General features: G+C 37.1%; 17 protein-coding genes. 10 read left to right on the top strand and 7 right to left on the bottom strand.

The annotated features are described in order from the left end of the window. The first annotated feature begins 6 nt into the window (after positions 1–6). The 6 genes from A1704_RS10810 (at position 7) to A1704_RS10785 (ending at position 5,473) form a co-directional block, all read left to right on the top strand. Positions 7–426, top strand: coding sequence for an OsmC family protein (locus A1704_RS10810; RefSeq protein ID WP_002982623.1), 420 nt, complete (start codon positions 7–9; stop codon positions 424–426). A gap of 178 nt (positions 427–604) precedes the next feature. Beyond that, positions 605–1,210, top strand: coding sequence for a TetR/AcrR family transcriptional regulator (locus tag A1704_RS10805; RefSeq protein ID WP_062673240.1), 606 nt, complete (start codon positions 605–607; stop codon positions 1,208–1,210). A 10-nt stretch (positions 1,211–1,220) separates the two neighbouring features. Continuing rightward, positions 1,221–2,489 carry an acetyl-CoA C-acetyltransferase gene (locus tag A1704_RS10800; protein ID WP_062673238.1) on the top strand — a complete coding sequence of 423 codons (1,269 nt, stop codon included), beginning with the start codon at positions 1,221–1,223 and terminating at the stop codon, positions 2,487–2,489. 10 nt (positions 2,490–2,499) lie between these two features. Beyond that, positions 2,500–2,925: a PaaI family thioesterase gene (locus A1704_RS10795; RefSeq protein WP_062673236.1), complete on the top strand. Its 426-nt coding sequence runs from the start codon at positions 2,500–2,502 to the stop codon at positions 2,923–2,925. A gap of 2 nt (positions 2,926–2,927) precedes the next feature. Then, positions 2,928–4,169: a beta-ketoacyl-ACP synthase II gene (fabF, locus tag A1704_RS10790; RefSeq protein ID WP_062673235.1), complete on the top strand. Its 1,242-nt coding sequence runs from the start codon at positions 2,928–2,930 to the stop codon at positions 4,167–4,169. 179 nt (positions 4,170–4,348) lie between these two features. Further along, positions 4,349–5,473 (top strand): TlpA family protein disulfide reductase, encoded by a 1,125-nt coding sequence (locus A1704_RS10785; protein WP_062673232.1) that lies wholly within the window; start codon positions 4,349–4,351, stop codon positions 5,471–5,473. Positions 5,474–5,556: 83 nt separating this feature from the next. On the opposite strand, the gene A1704_RS10780 is transcribed toward A1704_RS10785, so the two are convergent. From A1704_RS10780 to A1704_RS10770, 3 genes are read right to left on the bottom strand one after another with little or no spacing between them, the layout of a single operon-like run. Next, positions 5,557–6,036 carry a cupin domain-containing protein gene (locus tag A1704_RS10780; protein WP_082798759.1) on the bottom strand — a complete coding sequence of 160 codons (480 nt, stop codon included), beginning with the start codon at positions 6,034–6,036 and terminating at the stop codon, positions 5,557–5,559. A gap of 21 nt (positions 6,037–6,057) precedes the next feature. After that, entirely contained in the window at positions 6,058–6,477 is a 420-nt protein-coding gene (locus A1704_RS10775; protein ID WP_065119613.1) for a Dabb family protein, read from the bottom strand. Between the two features lie 11 nt (positions 6,478–6,488). Then, a complete protein-coding gene (locus A1704_RS10770; protein ID WP_117753099.1) occupies positions 6,489–7,817 on the bottom strand; it encodes a porin in 1,329 nt (442 codons plus the stop codon). A 236-nt stretch (positions 7,818–8,053) separates the two neighbouring features. Between A1704_RS10770 and A1704_RS10765 the strand changes: the two genes are divergently transcribed. Beyond that, on the top strand, positions 8,054–8,740 hold the full coding sequence (locus A1704_RS10765; RefSeq protein WP_062673226.1) for a response regulator transcription factor: 687 nt from the start codon (positions 8,054–8,056) through the stop codon (positions 8,738–8,740). Then, positions 8,737–10,110, top strand: coding sequence for a HAMP domain-containing sensor histidine kinase (locus A1704_RS10760; RefSeq protein ID WP_062673225.1), 1,374 nt, complete (start codon positions 8,737–8,739; stop codon positions 10,108–10,110). Before A1704_RS10765 ends, A1704_RS10760 begins: the two co-directional genes overlap by 4 nt. A gap of 31 nt (positions 10,111–10,141) precedes the next feature. Here A1704_RS10760 and A1704_RS10755 read toward each other — a convergent pair whose 3' ends face one another. Together A1704_RS10755 and msrB are read right to left on the bottom strand one after the other, a co-directional pair. Beyond that, positions 10,142–10,897 carry a murein L,D-transpeptidase catalytic domain family protein gene (locus A1704_RS10755; RefSeq protein WP_062673223.1) on the bottom strand — a complete coding sequence of 252 codons (756 nt, stop codon included), beginning with the start codon at positions 10,895–10,897 and terminating at the stop codon, positions 10,142–10,144. A 127-nt stretch (positions 10,898–11,024) separates the two neighbouring features. Beyond that, on the bottom strand, positions 11,025–11,471 hold the full coding sequence (gene msrB / locus A1704_RS10750) for a peptide-methionine (R)-S-oxide reductase MsrB (protein ID WP_238590605.1): 447 nt from the start codon (positions 11,469–11,471) through the stop codon (positions 11,025–11,027). Positions 11,472–11,613: 142 nt separating this feature from the next. Between msrB and A1704_RS10745 the strand changes: the two genes are divergently transcribed. Then, a complete protein-coding gene (locus tag A1704_RS10745) occupies positions 11,614–12,858 on the top strand; it encodes a DUF445 domain-containing protein (RefSeq protein ID WP_062673221.1) in 1,245 nt (414 codons plus the stop codon). 29 nt (positions 12,859–12,887) lie between these two features. Next, complete coding sequence (locus tag A1704_RS10740; protein WP_062673219.1) at positions 12,888–13,778, top strand: hypothetical protein; 891 nt, start codon at positions 12,888–12,890, stop codon at positions 13,776–13,778. A gap of 30 nt (positions 13,779–13,808) precedes the next feature. On the opposite strand, the gene A1704_RS10735 is transcribed toward A1704_RS10740, so the two are convergent. Further along, positions 13,809–14,846, bottom strand: a complete 1,038-nt coding sequence (locus A1704_RS10735; RefSeq protein ID WP_062673217.1) for a quinone-dependent dihydroorotate dehydrogenase — start codon at positions 14,844–14,846, stop codon at positions 13,809–13,811. A gap of 332 nt (positions 14,847–15,178) precedes the next feature. Then, positions 15,179–15,886: a pseudouridine synthase gene (locus tag A1704_RS10725; RefSeq protein WP_062673214.1), complete on the bottom strand. Its 708-nt coding sequence runs from the start codon at positions 15,884–15,886 to the stop codon at positions 15,179–15,181. Between the last annotated feature and the right edge of the window lie 161 nt (positions 15,887–16,047).

Raw genomic sequence — 16,047 nt, 5'->3', positions numbered from 1 at the left:
AACATTATGAGACGTAACGCAACAGCCGTTTGGAACGGTACCATTAAAGAAGGAAAAGGACATTTAACAACTCAGAGTACAACTTTAAACCAGACTCAATATTCTTTCAACAGCCGTTTTGCGGATGGTGTAGGTACCAACCCTGAAGAATTGCTGGCAGCAGCCCACGCAGGATGTTTCACCATGAAACTGGATGCAGAATTATCTCAGGCAGGCTATAATCCTGAAGAATTAAAGACGACTTCTGTAATTACCCTTGATCCCAATATTGGTAAGATTACAAAATCTGAACTGACTCTTACTGCTAAAGTTCCGGGAATCTCAGAAGAAGAATTCCAGAAATTTGCTAAGATTGCTGAAGAAGGATGCCCTGTAAGTGCAGCATTCAACTTTGAAATCACATTGAATGCTACGTTGGAAAACTAATTTAAGTAATCATTCAATATCAATAGAAACGGGCTTTTAGTCCGTTTTTTAATTTAAAAAGAATCCATTAGCCTCAGCCAAAACTTAAAAGTTAGAATATTACCTGATTAAACTTTTTAAAATAAAATATACCGAGTGGTATATTTTTGTATATTTGCATCATATTTAAACATTTATAATGTCGAAGGCAGAAAAGACGAAACAGCATATTATCGAGAAAACAGCAAACCTTTTTAATACCAAGGGTTATATTTCCACATCGCTGTCTGACATTACTCAGGCAACCGGACTGACGAAAGGCAGCATCTATGGAAATTTTGAAAACAAGGATGAAGTAGCCATTGAGGTTTATAAATACAATGCGGGATTACTGGGCAAAACACTTAGCCGCTCTTTTGGTAATGAGTATCCAACTTCATTGGATAAACTGCATGCTTTTGTAGATTTTTACCGGAAAAACTGGAAGTTTGTCTTTGCCAACGGCGGCTGTCCGTTAATGAATGCTGCTACGGAAGCTGACGATTCTTTTCCTGCCTTAAAAGCACAGGTGCAAAGGTCTTTTGAACAATGGATGACAAAAATATCAAATGCCATTGCTGAAGGACAAAGTAAAGGGGAAATTAATAAAAAAGTGAATGCTGAGCAATATGCATCCTTATTCATCATGCTTATTGAAGGTGGAATTCTACTTTCAAAAACAATGGGTGACCAAAGTTTTCTCAACCACGCTTTAGATAAAGTCAGTCATATGATTGATCATGAACTCAATATTCTTCCATCATAAATAATACCATATGGAAACAAAAAAAGTGGCTATTGTAGGATACAACAGAATTCCCTTTGCCAGAATGAATACCGCTTATTCAGAGCAGGGCAATCAGGATCTTCTTCTTGCTTCTCTCAACGGATTAATAGATCGTTATCATTTAAAAGGAAAACGATTCGGAGAAGTTGCGGGTGGTGCAGTTATTAAACATATTTCTGAGAGCAACCTCATCAGAGAAACAGTGATGAATACCACTCTTGACCCTGCAACACCTGCATGTGATCTACAGCAGGCATGTGATACAGGAATTGAAGCTGCTATTTATATCGGAAATAAAATTGCTCTGGGTCAGATAGACTGTGGTATTGCATGCGGTGTGGAAGCCATGAGCAACATTCCATTTGAGTCTTCACCAAGGTTAAGAAAAGCCCTGTTAAAAGCCAATAAAGAGAAATCAGCGTTTGGAAAAATAAAACAACTGCTAAGCCCGAAGCTCAAAGACTGGATGCCCATTCCTTATAAAGGGCAGGAACCCAAAACAGGTCTTGTCATGGGTGAACACACAGAAATTACCGCCAAATATTACAAGATTTCCAGAGAAGAACAGGATGAACTAGCCTTAAAAAGCCACCAGAATATGGCAAAAGCTTATGATGAAGGATTTTTTGATGATATGATTACTCCTGCTTTTGGTTTAGAGAAAGATAATAACTTAAGACGCGATAGCAGTATTGAAAAGCTCTCACAACTGAAACCCGCTTTTGATAAACAGAACGGAACTTTAACGGCAGGAAATTCAACGCCATTTACGGATGGTGCTTCCGCAGTTTTGCTGGCCAGTGAAGAATGGGCAAAAGCTAATAACCTTCCTGTCTTAGCTTATATCACTTTTTCAGAACTGGCAGGAATAGAATATGTTGAAAATAAACAGGATTTACTTCTTGCTCCTGTTTTTGCAGCAGAGAGAATGCTTAAAAAAGCAGGCATGAATTTATCTGATTTTGATTATTATGAAATTCACGAAGCATTTGCAGCACAGGTTTTAGCCACAATAAAAATCTGGGAAAATGATGAGCTGGCCAAAAAATTCGGATTGGAAAAAGCTCTTGGGAAAATAGACAGAAGTAAACTGAATATAAAAGGAGGAAGTCTCGCCGCCGCCCACCCTTTTGCAGCAACGGGAGGAAGAATTATCGCAACACTGGCAAAACTTCTCCATGAAAAAGGCAGTGGAAAAGGATTTATATCCATTTGCGCAGCACGTGGACAGGGAGTAACGATGATTTTAGAAAAATAAAAACGCACGTATGGATAGATTAGCACAATTAAAACAATTCATCGGAAAAGAATTTGACCAGTCACCTTCTCCTTTTATGAAATGGCTCAATCCTGTTGTTCTTTCTGCAGAAGAAGGTCAGCTGGAATTTCAATATACCATAAGACCGGAATGGCTGAATCCTATCGGAAACCTCCACGGTGGAGTTACCGCTGCCATTATAGACGATATCATTGGCGCTACTATGTTTTCTTTAAATGAAAATTCTTTCATTACCACGATAAATAATGTCATCGATTATTTTTCAACTGCAAAAGAAAATGATAATATTGTAGCCGAAACTAAAATCATTAAAAGAGGTAAACAATTCGTAAATGCACAATGCGAGATATGGAACGCAGACAAAACACGATTGATCGCAAGAGGAACCTCTAATTTATTCAAAATCAATAACTAAGTATGAAGAGAGTTGTCATTACAGGTCTGGGCGCAGTGACGCCTTTGGGAAATAATGTCGAAGAATTTTGGCAAAACAGTATTAAAGGAGTCAGCGGAGCAGGACTCATTACCCATTTCGATACGGAAAAGTTTAAAGTTCATTTTGCCTGTGAGGTAAAAGACTTTGATCCTAAAGTATATCTGAATCATAACGAAATCAAGAGAAGTGATTTGTTTACACAATATGCCATGTATGCCTCATCAGAAGCCATTCAGGATTCCGGCCTGGAACTTGAAAAGATGGATCCTTTTGATACAGGAGTGATCTGGGGAACAGGACAGGGCGGAATGTGGACTTTTGAAAAAGAAGTAATGGATTTCGCTGCTGGAGATGGAACACCACGTTTCAATCCGTTCTTTGTACCGAAGTTTATTGCCAATATGGCTTCAGGAATGATTTCTATGAAATATGGGCTTCAGGGAATCAATTATACTACAGTTTCTGCCTGTGCTACGGGAAATACAGCATTGATGGATGCTTTCAATTATATCCGTCTCGGGAAAGCAAAAGTAATCGTCAGTGGAGGTTCCGAAGCTGCTATCACTCCGGCATCCATCGGAGGATTCTCTATTATGAAAGCCATGTCTACAAGGAATGATGACTTTGCTAGCGCGAGCCGTCCTTATGATGCAGACAGAGATGGTTTTGTAATGGGTGAAGGTGCAGGTGCACTGGTGCTTGAAGAATACGAACATGCTGTTGCCAGAGGAGCAAAAATTTATGCAGAATTAGCCGGAGCCGCCATGACGGCAGATGCTTATCATATGACAGCACCCCATCCGGAAGGAGCAGGAGCCATCAAAGCAATGCAACTGGCCGTGAAAGAAGCAGGAGCTAACATGGAAGACATTGATTATATTAACCCTCATGCTACTTCCACTCCATTAGGAGATATGGTTGAATTAACAGCCATCAATAAAGCATTTAAGGGAAGTAAAAACCTTGATATCAGTGCCACAAAGTCCATGACCGGGCATTTGCTGGGTGCTGCCGGAGCGGTAGAAGCCATTCTTTCAATCAAGGCTATTCAGAATGGAATTATTCCTCCAACAATCAATCTTCACAGTATTGATGAGAATATTCCTCAGGATATCAATATTGTTTTCGGAGAAGCAAAAGAAAAAAACATCAATTTTGCGTTGAGTAATGCCTTTGGATTCGGAGGACATAATGCAACTGTTGTTTTTAAGAAATTCTCTTAATTATCATAAACTTACGACAGATTTTCATATCTGAAATTGAATTATACATTCTTCCTTAGTCAGAAGAATAAAATTCTGAAAATATTTAACGGAAATAATTACAATCCTTGTGTTTTTAAAGCGCAGGGATTTTTTATATATAAAAGTTTTTGTAAGTTCGTTCCGTCACAAAATATTTTATGAAGAAACTTTTCTATGCATTATTAATTCTTATTTCGAATTTTCTTTATTCTCAGAATAATTTTGAAATTGATCTCAGTTCAGATTCATACATTAATGATAGCCTTATGTTAGGAGCTCCAGCAACCAGAAACGGGTTCGGAGAGCTTTATACATTCAAAATACAAACCAACAACAACATTTCTGATTTTGGAAAAAAGATCAGGATGAAACATTCTATTTATTATTTTAAGATTCAAAAAAAAAATATTGCCAGTGGTTTTACAGAATACCCTCAACCAGTAGCGTTTGGTTATATAGGAAAGAACGGTAAAGCGGGTTATAGTACAAAAGTATTTTTCTTAGAAGGAGGAAAATATAAAATTGATTTACCCAAAGACTTTAATAATGTAGAACTTAATATAGACTCCCCTACCAACAGAGAATATAAGATTTTACAAAAATCATTGGAACCGTTTTATATAAAATCAAAAAATCCCTATCAAGGTGATAGCTTGATCAATATAGATAAAAAACAGGAATTTTTAGGAGAATACATCAGGAAAAATCCCAATTCGTATGTTGCATTATGGGAAATTGTGAATGATTATACTCTTAACGATTACCATCCTGCTTATTTGAAAAACTTAAATTTATTTTCCGCAAAATTTAAGCAAAATACATTATACAAAGGTGTTGAAGCCCGTTTAAAAGCAGAACAATCTACCTCCATCGGACAAAAAATACCTGACATTTATTTTGAAAAGGGGAATAAACTGACTTCGGAAGATTTTAAGAAATATAAATTAACCTTTATTGATTATTGGTCAACGACTTGCGCCCCTTGCATAAAAAGTATGCCTGAAATTGTGAATCTGTATCATGAATATAAAGGTCAAAATGTAAACTTCATTACAATTACAGACGAGCAAAAACCCAATAGAATGGAGGTTGCCAGGAATATTTTAAAGAAAAATAATGCGGATTGGATGAACTTTTTTGATGTAAACAAAGACTTTCAAAAAAAAGTGAATGCTACAAGCTATCCTCTTCATTTCATCATCGATGAAAACGGAAAAATAATTGCCCGAATCAGCAATAGCATTGAGGAAGCCAGAGCTGTTATTAAAGAATTTCTACAATAATTCTTCAAAAGAAAAAAGCAGTCAAAACTGACTGCTTCAAACATAACGAATTATATACCCCTTATAAAGAGATTGACTTGTAACTATTGAGCATCCGGGATAAAAAAATCATCGGCATTTTCAGCAATCGGAATATAGAGTCTTTCCCACTCCTTGCTCTTCACCATGTCCCAGCTGTGACCGGTTCCTTTAAGATCTTCAGCAAGAAGAACTACTCCCGGTTTAATCATAAAAGTAGAACCATCTGTTACTTTAAATCTTATATTGCCCTTGATGGTAATCACATATTGTCTTCTGGGAGCCGGATGTGCATTTTTTTCCCACTCCTCCGTTTTATTACTCATCCAGAATGTTGTGGTATTCATATGTTTAAGAGTAGGTATTTTCCCTTTCTCAAAAGAGCATGAGCCGTCAGGATTGTTGATTAATCTTATAGCAGGAATAAACTCAGTGGAGGTCTCCGAAGTGACACTTACATTTTTATGGTTTTTGTGTTGTGCATTCATAAATCCTACAGTACTTACTACTAAAACAAGGCTTAAGCCCTTAATGATATTTTTCATTATAAATTTAATTTTTTATTTTTAATTATAAACAGTATCATAAACCAGCATTCTTTCAAAGAATGGTTTATATTTCTGAACCAAAGCAAGATGCTCAGGAAGTTTTCCATAAGCTTCAAGTTCTTCCAGGCTATCGAACTCCATAGAAGCATTATAAGTAAATGTGCTGTCTAAAACACTTCTCGGGCTGGAAGCTGCCGGTTTTCCGTAACGGAGATTCTTCTGATAAGGAAGCTTTTTAAGGCCTTCAAAAAAATTTTCAAATTCTTTTACCTCAGGCCCGGAAAGGTCTTTTCTAAGCCAGAACAACAAATAATGGAAGTACACTTTTTTCTTTTTTTTAGGATTAAACATGGGTAAAGCAGACGCAAACATATTTCCTGAGATCAGCAGCAAAGCAGAAGCCTGGACTGAGCGGAATAAAAATTTTCTTCTTTCCATTGTCATTTATTTTAATTAAAATCTATTCTGTATTTAAGGACAAACTGCCATTTCCGGTCTGAAACTACGGCATTGTTTGAAGGGTCATTGGTATAAACAGGTCTGTTCTGAGCGTCAAAGGTTATACGGGAAGACATTCCGTTCATCAGCAGAGATATTCCTGCATCATAGATCACAGCATTATCATGAAGTCCTTTCAGATCTGACAGCTGCATTCCTACGGCAGGCTGAAGCTGAAGATTTTTCTTTTCTTTGTCCAGATAAGGCAGGGTTCCTCCCAGTTGTACATAATATGTATTTCCGGTTCCGATAACAGGCATTGCATTTCCTGCTCCATTCAGACTCGCTTGTGTAACATCTACAGAAGTTGCAGGATTATTGGTACCAACATACCGGATATAATTGGGTCCGTAGTCGTTATGCATCGCCATCCCATAAGCGCTTATTGACGTTCCTTTTTCTTTATTCAGTGGTGCATCATAAAATAAATCTACTGCAAAGCTTTTCATATCATCATTCACTGTATTTTTACCGGAATCCAGATGCCATAATGCATTGTGAATATAATCAAACCCGGCTCCCAGACTCAGTACATTCTTCTTCCCTACATAAGTTCCTGCATTAAAGGGAGTGGAAATATTTTCCTTGTCCAAAAAAGCATATCTGAAATATCCTGAGAAGTCTTTTCCGGGGGAGTTTTTACTAAAGGAAGCTACATTCAGTTTCGGATCAGAAGTTGCCATGGTATAAGGATCAGCCACTACCAGACGGTAATCAAATCTTCCGAGCTGTCCTTTAATATAGGCACTCAATTCCCTTACCGTATAATCTGTTGTTCCCGCATTGGAGGTTGCGTAAGCTGGAAGGTCGTATAACAGCGTATTCAAAGGTCCTGTAGTAAATCTTGAGAGGCCGCGCCATGTAGAACGTCCTGCACCAAGAGCAATTTTATCATTAAAAGCATATTCAGCGTAGGCATCCAGAAGGTCAAAATAATTACTTCCTTTTGCATTGACATTCACGTTGGTAGTTCCACCCTGCAATACAAACATCAGCTTTTCTGTTGGCTTATAAGTCATTTTTACACGAACCCTTCTAAGCGAAAGGTCAGACAGGTCTGATTTTGCTTCGTTATTGACAAGGCTTCCAGGGTTAAGCTGGGTATATCTGGCCCACAATTCTGCATATCCGCTAAAGGAAATATATCTTGAGTGATCTTCATTGAAATAATGAGTCAATCCGGGATTATTAAAATCATTTTTTTTCTGGGCTTCTAATTTCCCCATAAGTCCTAATAAGGAAAACAACGCAATTGCTGTTTTGAAAGAGGTAGTCTTCATATTTTTCTATTCTTATCTTTTGTTGATTTCAACGGGACAAAATTAGATTGCTAAAAGCCCGACAGGTATTAGAAATCTATTAGAAACCTTATAGAAAACTATTAAAAGGGGGAATGTTTTCTGATAAAAGAAAAATATAAAATACCTTTGCACAGTGCTTTGGGAATAAATGAAAGTCAGGCTTTTAAAATCAAAAAACGTTTGAAAACCAACACCCCTATTCATCGTATTTCTTTATGAAAATTTTAATTGTAGAAGATAATTCACGCGTTTCAAGCCTTTTGAAAAGAGGGCTGGAAAGCCAGCAATATCAGGTTTATATTTCGGAAGATGCAGAAGATGCGATTGTCCTGCTGAATAAAATAACATTTGATCTGGCCATTACGGATATTATGCTTCCGAAAATGAGTGGTATTGATCTGTCCAAACTGATCAAACAGCAATATCCGGACCTTCCCATCATCATGCTTACCGCTCTTGGAACCATTGATGAAAAAATTGAAGGATTTGACGCCGGAGCAGATGACTATATGGTGAAACCTTTTGAGATTAGGGAGCTCTATGTGAGAATCAAAGCTATTCTGCAAAGGAGATCAAATAAAAATAAAGAAGCTTATCTGACCGAACTCGAATATCATGACCTGAAGATCGATAAGAAATTCAACAGAGTTTTCAGAAACGGAGCGGAAATAGAACTTACTCCCAAAGAATTTAAACTCCTGGTATTTCTGGTAAGCAATGCCGAAAGAATTCTTACCCGTGAAGAAATTGCCGAAAATGTATGGGGGAATCATTTCGACACCGGAACCAATTATATTGATGTCTATATTGCTTATTTACGGAAAAAGATTGATAAAAATTTTGATCATAAACTGATTCACACCAAACCCGGAGTAGGATTTATTTTTGCTTCACAATTATGAAAATAGCAACCCGAACAGCACTCATTTATTCCATCCTTACGGCAGGCATCTTATTTTTGTTTGCTTACGTTCTTTATTTTGTTTCTGAAAAAAACAGAGAAGATGAATTCAATGACCGGCTGGGATACAAAGTGATCTGGCGTTCAGAATTTATATTTGATGCCAGAATCAGTGATGAAAAAATCCGTGAACTCCACCAGCGTAACCAAAAACTTCTGAATGAAGCAGACATCAGCGTTTATAACAGCAAAAAAGAGCTTACCTTCACAGATCTTCCTCCTCTCAAAAGCAATGAAAAATATCTGGATAAAATGATCAGATCCGATAAAAACAGAATATTCTGGCAGCGGGGTGATCGTCAGTATATTGCCATTCAGCTCTCCTCCAACGGAGAAAAATATTATATTATTGGAAGTGCGGTAGACGTCACGGGAAAGGCCCATATTTCTGAGTTTAAAAAAGATATCATCATCATCTACATCAGCTCCATTATTATCATTTTTATTATAGGATTTCTTTTTTCCTATTATACGCTTAAGCCTTTAAAGGATATCATTCTCCAGATCCGTGATATTTCAGAGCACAACCTTAATAAACGGCTGGATATTCCCAAGGCAAAAGATGAGATTTATGAACTCACGGAAACTTTTAATTCTACCTTCAACAGGCTTGAAAAATCCTTCAACAATCATAAGCAATTCGTGACCACTATTTCTCATGAATTCCGGACTCCTCTTTCTACCTTAATTGCAGAACTTGAGCTTGCCAAGGAACTTAACGTTACCTTGGATGACTATAAGCTTTCTATTGACAATGCTCTGCAGGATGCCAATGACGCTTCGGAGTTGTCATCTGCCTTGTTAGATTTTGCCAGAGCCAGCTATGATGTATCACAGATCAGTTTTACCAATCTACGTCTGGATGAGATTTTAGCAGAAGCTAAGCTTGCATTGCTGCAGAAAAATGCCGGCTTCAAAATCGGGATCAATTATATGAGCAATGCCTCAGATGATGATGAAAACAATTATGATTTTTATGGTAATCCTTACCTGCTGCAGGTTGCTTTTTCGAACTTAATAGAGAATGCCTGTAAATATTCGGCAGACAAAAGCTGTCATATTGAGATAGAAACCCAACAGGAACATATCAAAATCCATTTTATTGATCATGGGATCGGTATTTCAGAAAAGGATCTTTCAAAAATTTTTGATCTTTTTTACCGCGGTTCTAATAAGAGTTTCGAAAAAGGAAACGGAATCGGTCTTTCCATTGTAAAAAGAATTGTAGAAATACACGAAGGAAAATTGACTATCAATTCTGAAGTATCCAAAGGAAGTGTATTTACTGTGGAATTTCCTTCCAAAAATTAAAAAGCAGTCAAAAATGACTGCTTTTTTAATCTTACGCTTTCAACCATTCTGAGGAAGAAAGATAATTCTGATCAGGATAATAGATGAACAGACAGTTTTTTCCTTTAATCGTGTTGATTATAGACTGTGTCAGTTCTCTTGGGACGGCAGGGCATCCCCAGCTTCTTCCGATTCTTTTGTGCATCGCAGCAAATGCATCACTCACATAATCCGCACCATGCATTACAATTGCTCTTCTGTATGCAGCATCATTAAAGCCCTTATCCATTCCCAATAATTTCAGAGAGTATCCGTTATCGCCCTGATAGGTTGCATCCGTGATATAAAATCCAAGACTACTCTGCAGCGAACTTTCCTTATTAGAAAAATTCGTCGCAAATTCTTCGCCGGTATTTTTTCCGTGTGCTACCAATGAGTTGAACAGAACTTTTTTGTCTTCAAGGTCAATAATCCAAAGTCTTTTTGTATTAGAAGACATAGAAAAATCGCAGATAGTCAATAAATGCGAGTCCTGGGTAAGCAATCCTGCTTTTTTTAAATTTTCATAGCCCGTCAATGCTTTTGAGAACACATCATAATTCAGTTCATGCCCCGGCTCAAATGCAATAGATTGGTACAGTGCTTCTGATGAAGACACTGCTGCAGTGTTCTTCTCAGATTTCGTTTCAGCTACTTTTTCAGTTTTCGTTGTTTTCACATTCTCACTTTTCGCCACCACTTTTGGGGAAATGTAGAATGAAGTCGTCACCATGTAAACAAGGCCTAATACGCTATAAAATCCTTTCATTCAATACTATATAAATCCAAATTAGTGGGGCAAAATTATAAAAACATAATTACCAAAGGGTTATAACTCTACAAAGTTTAACGCTATTTAAGAAACTTTAACGTCCTGATTTTGTGAATTAAAGTGGTTATTTTTGAGAATCCGGAACAAATTCCAGACTTATAGAATTCATACAATATCTTAATCCTGTAGGCTTCGGACCGTCATCAAAAACATGTCCCAGATGGGAATCACATCTTTTACAAAGTACCTCTACTCTATCCATACCGTACGACTGATCTCTTACATAATAGACTCCTTCTTTATCAGCTTCAAAGAAACTCGGCCAGCCACAGCTGCTGGAAAATTTTGATGTCGAACGGAACAGATGATTTCCACATACCGCACAATAATATTCTCCTACCTCATCAAATTCGTTATATTTTCCTGTAAAAGCTCTTTCTGTTGCCGCTTCTCTGGCTATTGCGTATAGATCCGGAGCAAGGATTTTTTTCCATTCTTCATTGGAAACATTGAGTTTTGTAGTATCGGTTCTGGAATAGTATGAATTGTTTTTTGCTTCTGTATTTTCCATAGGAATTTTTTTAATAGGTTTATATTTCTGCGTACATGCCTGCAGAATAATTAACAGGGTTATTGAAATTAAAAATTTCATAGTAAATTTTAATTCTTTAACCACGAATGGTTTCATAACCAAATTTAGTAAATTTGAGAATATGAATGACGAAGCAAAAAGAAAACAACTTAGAAAATATAAAGCATTTGCCACCGGATTATTTGTCCTGATGGCTGTTATTTTCATTGTTACCACTATTTTACAGAAGTCTGATAACTCTCACTGGATTGGCTATGTCCGGGCCTTTTCCGAAGCGGCAATGGTGGGTGCTCTTGCGGACTGGTTTGCGGTCACTGCATTATTCCGGCATCCTCTTGGCCTTCCCATTCCTCATACCAATCTGATTGAAAACAGTAAACAGAGATTGGGAGACAACCTTGGAAGTTTTGTGGTGGGTAACTTTCTTTCTCCTCAAAATATACGTCCTTATATCCAAAAACTTAAAGTTTCCAACTTTGTCGGTGAATGGCTGGGTAAGGAAAAGAGCCAGGAGATTTTGATTAAAAACCTGTCAGATATCGTTCTTGATATCCTCAATAAACTGGATGATTCTACGGTAAGCCAGTTTATCAGCAAAAAGGTTTCTGAAATGACCGATGATATCAAGCTTAACAAAGTGGTGGGAAACGGAATTGGCTACATATTGGAAAAAAATGACCATCAGAGAATCATCACCAATCTTTCAAAACAGATCAAAGAATACATCATTGAAAACGATGAAATGATTCAGGAGCGGGTAAAAAAAGGCAGTTATTCGTTCATTCCATCTTTTGTAGATAATAAAATCGCTGATAAAATTGCCGATGGGCTTTCTGAGTTTTTCAAAGAAATAGAAGAAGATCCCCAACATGAAGTAAGAGCATTGATAACCCAAAAAATTCATGAATTCTCAGTTGACCTGAAAGAAGATCCAAAGTGGGATGAAGAGTTTAAAACCATTAAAAACGGTCTTCTAAAAAATGATAAATTGGATGAATATTCCAATGATATCTGGGTTTCCATAAAAAAAACATTGATGAAAGAACTTCAGGATGAAAACTCGGCTTTGAAAAACTATCTTACTAAAAATTTGAATGAGTTTGCCCAGAATTTAAAAACAGATGAAAATCTTCAGAACAAAATTGATCATTGGGTTCGGGTGACAGCTTATAAATATATTCTGAAAAACACTCATCAATTCGGGAATCTCATCAGTACTACCGTTGGAAACTGGCAGGGAAAAGAACTCAGTGAAAAGCTGGAACTGGAAGTGGGAAAAGATCTGCAGTTTATCAGAGTGAACGGGACGCTGGTCGGTGGGCTGGTAGGATTGATCATCTATACCATCGCACACTTCTTCATTTAAAAAAAACTAAAATCCACGACAACTCAACCATGAAAAAAATTTTCAGTGTCTTCTTTTTCTTTTTCCTCACTTTTTTTATCGGTCAAAAAGTTGAATTAAAGAAAGTAACAGATTCTTCCCAGACTTTTACCGGGGAAATCGGAGGAATACCAATTACTGTTGAACTTAGCTACACAGGCATTGTCGATTGTGATCAATACCAGCATTATGTGGATGGATGGTATTATTATGACAAATACAAAAAGAAAATCCCGCTTACCGGAATATATGACTATTATGGAAATTTGTCGCTGTATAATTTTGGGACAAAACAAAAACAGAAATCAAAGCTTCTGAAAGAGCAAATCACCTCGCTGCAGAAAGTTGAAAAAACGGATGAGATGGCACAAAAGCTTTCGCCGCAGGAATATCTTATATTTGAAAAGATCAATACGGATAAAAATCCGGTGACGGGGTCTTTTTATTTTGGGAAAAAAGTTCTGCCTGCAAAATTATTTACGGGCAATGCTATGATCTACCGCCTCAACAATTATCTGTACTTACCGAATAATAAAAAAATCAACACCTATGATTTTATCAATAAAGCAGGCGGAAACGAGCTAATTTCCTATTCTTCAGGAGAAAACGGGAACCGGGTTTTATTGTACTTTGAGCAGACATCGAATTTTAATGCCTGTGGACAGTGCGGGGCAAGTGAAGGAGAAAAAGGCTATAGAGTACTATACTTCACAAAAGACTGGAATTATAAAAACTATGAAGAATTCCTTACTGAGAGCTGCCGGGAGAATATATATGACGTTACCAAAACGAAATCCAAAGACAAACAAACAATTACCTATAAAATAGGCAAATCCGAAAGCACTCCTCCCCATACGCTTACAGTAAATATTAAAAACGCATCTGTTGTAAAGTCAAAATAAAAAAGAGAGTCATATCAACTCTCTTTTATTTTATCTCGGTAATCTGCTGGCTCTTTTTAGTAATTCCTGATTGATGTCGTTGATCAGTTGAGGACCTTCATAAATAAATCCGGTATACAACTGAACCAATACAGCTCCTGCATCCAGCTTCTCCATCGCATCTTTAGCAGAATGAATTCCTCCTACTCCAATGATTGGAAATGCCCTGTTGCTTTTATCAGAAAGGTATTTGATCATTTTTGTACTTCTTTCACGGATGGGCTTTCCACTTAATCCACCATTTCCTATCTGTTCTAAAACTTCGGGGGAGGTTTTCAGCCCTTCTCTGTTCACAGAAGTATTGGACACTACAATTCCATCGATTTTTGTTTCTGCAATCAGTTCAATAATTTCATCCAATTGATTATTATTCAAATCCGGTGCAATTTTCAGTAATATAGGTTTCTGTACAGATTTTGACTGGTTTATCTTTTTCACTTCCGTAATCAGCTCTTTCAGATAGTCTACGTCTTCCAGCTTGGCGTGGCTTCCAACATTCGGGCAGCTTACATTCAGGACAAAGTAATCTACATGAGGATGAAGACCTTCAAAACAGTCCAGATAATCCTGGGTATAATTTTCCGGGCTTGTATCTGTATTTTTCCCGATGTTTCCACCGATGATTATTTTTCCTTTGTTAGATTTCAGCTTTTCAATAGCAACTTCAAGACCATCGTTGTTGAATCCCATTCTGTTGATGATTCCACCATCTTCAATCAGACGGAACAATCTTTTCTTAGGATTTCCGGCCTGAGCTCTTGGAGTTACCGTTCCGATTTCTACAAATCCAAAACCAAGATCTCCCAATTCGTTAAATAACACTGCATTTTTATCGAAGCCGGCAGCCAATCCTACAGGATTTTTAAATTTTAATCCGAAAACTTCTCTTTCCAGACGCTTGTCTTCAATAGGTTTTGGTAAAAACAGTTTGGTAAGAAATCCAAAATTTTTAAGCATTGAAAATGTAAAATGATGAACTTCTTCAGGATCAAATTTGAAAAGGATCGGACGAATGAGCGATTTGTACATTGAAAAAAAGTTTTACAAAATTACTCATTTTAAAATTAATGCTAGATTGATGTATGATATTTTATCGAAATGGCTCATCTATAGTATCTATAAACTGGAAAACAACTGTATACTCAACAACTCAGTGGGATTTTTTTAATGCGGCGACCGCAAAGAAAGATGATTATCCTGAAAACATTTTGGTTCGCAAGGGGGAACGAAGTGCTCTTGCGATCGGAAATAAAAAGCAGACATAATTAAACTTTGCGAACATTGCTTTAAAACAATGAGCACAGGGAAAAGTACTATTAAATACCTTTTGAGATACTTAGAAACACCATGCTTGTGATAAGTCAAGGTTTTAATGAAGAGTACTCACTCAGATCGAATTTCAGAATATCCCCTACTCTTTTGAACTCTTCATCTATAGTAGCATTTACGGTGATTCTTTCGTTAGAAATGGGATGATTAAAAATCAATTGGTGTGCATGAAGCGTCATTTTGTTGATGTCAAATGTCTGAAGCCACAACTTATTTTGTTTGTTGCAGCCATGTTTTCTACAACCTAAAATAGGATGCAAAATATGCTTAAAATGTTTTCTCAACTGATGAAATCTTCCCGTTTCAGGAATGGCTTCTACCAAAGAATATCTCGAAGTCTGATGCTTTAGAAAAGGTAAATCTATTTCTGAAGTCTGCAAACGGCGATAGTTTGTAACGGCATTTTGCTTAACTTCATTTTCATTAACCAAGTCATAATCAATCGTTTCTTCTTCTTTTGTCCAACCCCGAAGAATGGCCAGATATTTCTTCTCTACATCGCGTGATGCAAACTGCTCGCTCATGATTCTAAGAGTATCTTTATCCAGAGTAAAAAGCAGAACCCCCGAAGTTTTCCGGTCTAACCGATGTACGGGATACACTTTTTGCCCGATCTGTTTCTTCAACTCCTGAATAGCATAGGTATCAGCTTCTCCGGCATAAAAAGATTTATGAACCAGTAATCCGCTGGGTTTGTTGATGGCAATAAGATGCTCGTCATGATAAAGAATTTCTAACATCCGGCAAAAGTAAAGATTTTTCGATTGATATTATATGCTACCATCTTTGTAAACCTAACAGGGTTAGACATTCCTTTATCAATAGCCCCGATCTGAGAGAAAATCCCGCAGCGAGGCGGCGGCGCGAAGCAGAGCCGCCGAGCGAGGAATTGCAACGGAGA

This window comes from Chryseobacterium cucumeris, from assembly GCF_001593385.1.
Taxonomy (GTDB): Bacteria; Bacteroidota; Bacteroidia; order Flavobacteriales; family Weeksellaceae; genus Chryseobacterium; species Chryseobacterium cucumeris.
The sequence above is the reverse complement of the archived record's forward strand: the minus strand, read 5'-3'. Positions and strand labels throughout refer to the sequence as shown.

Bases quoted from the DNA above. Each gene is read 5' to 3' on its own strand.
- A1704_RS10810 (WP_002982623.1), top strand. From the start codon at position 7: ATGAGACGTAACGCAACAGCCGTTTGGAACGGTACCATTAAAGAAGGA.
- A1704_RS10805 (WP_062673240.1), top strand. From the start codon at position 605: ATGTCGAAGGCAGAAAAGACGAAACAGCATATTATCGAGAAAACAGCA.
- A1704_RS10800 (WP_062673238.1), top strand. From the start codon at position 1,221: ATGGAAACAAAAAAAGTGGCTATTGTAGGATACAACAGAATTCCCTTT.
- A1704_RS10795 (WP_062673236.1), top strand. From the start codon at position 2,500: ATGGATAGATTAGCACAATTAAAACAATTCATCGGAAAAGAATTTGAC.
- fabF (WP_062673235.1), top strand. From the start codon at position 2,928: ATGAAGAGAGTTGTCATTACAGGTCTGGGCGCAGTGACGCCTTTGGGA.
- A1704_RS10785 (WP_062673232.1), top strand. From the start codon at position 4,349: ATGAAGAAACTTTTCTATGCATTATTAATTCTTATTTCGAATTTTCTT.
- A1704_RS10780 (WP_082798759.1), bottom strand. From the start codon at position 6,036: ATGAAAAATATCATTAAGGGCTTAAGCCTTGTTTTAGTAGTAAGTACT.
- A1704_RS10775 (WP_065119613.1), bottom strand. From the start codon at position 6,477: ATGGAAAGAAGAAAATTTTTATTCCGCTCAGTCCAGGCTTCTGCTTTG.
- A1704_RS10770 (WP_117753099.1), bottom strand. From the start codon at position 7,817: ATGAAGACTACCTCTTTCAAAACAGCAATTGCGTTGTTTTCCTTATTA.
- A1704_RS10765 (WP_062673226.1), top strand. From the start codon at position 8,054: ATGAAAATTTTAATTGTAGAAGATAATTCACGCGTTTCAAGCCTTTTG.
- A1704_RS10760 (WP_062673225.1), top strand. From the start codon at position 8,737: ATGAAAATAGCAACCCGAACAGCACTCATTTATTCCATCCTTACGGCA.
- A1704_RS10755 (WP_062673223.1), bottom strand. From the start codon at position 10,897: ATGAAAGGATTTTATAGCGTATTAGGCCTTGTTTACATGGTGACGACT.
- msrB (WP_238590605.1), bottom strand. From the start codon at position 11,471: ATGGAAAATACAGAAGCAAAAAACAATTCATACTATTCCAGAACCGAT.
- A1704_RS10745 (WP_062673221.1), top strand. From the start codon at position 11,614: ATGAATGACGAAGCAAAAAGAAAACAACTTAGAAAATATAAAGCATTT.
- A1704_RS10740 (WP_062673219.1), top strand. From the start codon at position 12,888: ATGAAAAAAATTTTCAGTGTCTTCTTTTTCTTTTTCCTCACTTTTTTT.
- A1704_RS10735 (WP_062673217.1), bottom strand. From the start codon at position 14,846: ATGTACAAATCGCTCATTCGTCCGATCCTTTTCAAATTTGATCCTGAA.
- A1704_RS10725 (WP_062673214.1), bottom strand. From the start codon at position 15,886: ATGTTAGAAATTCTTTATCATGACGAGCATCTTATTGCCATCAACAAA.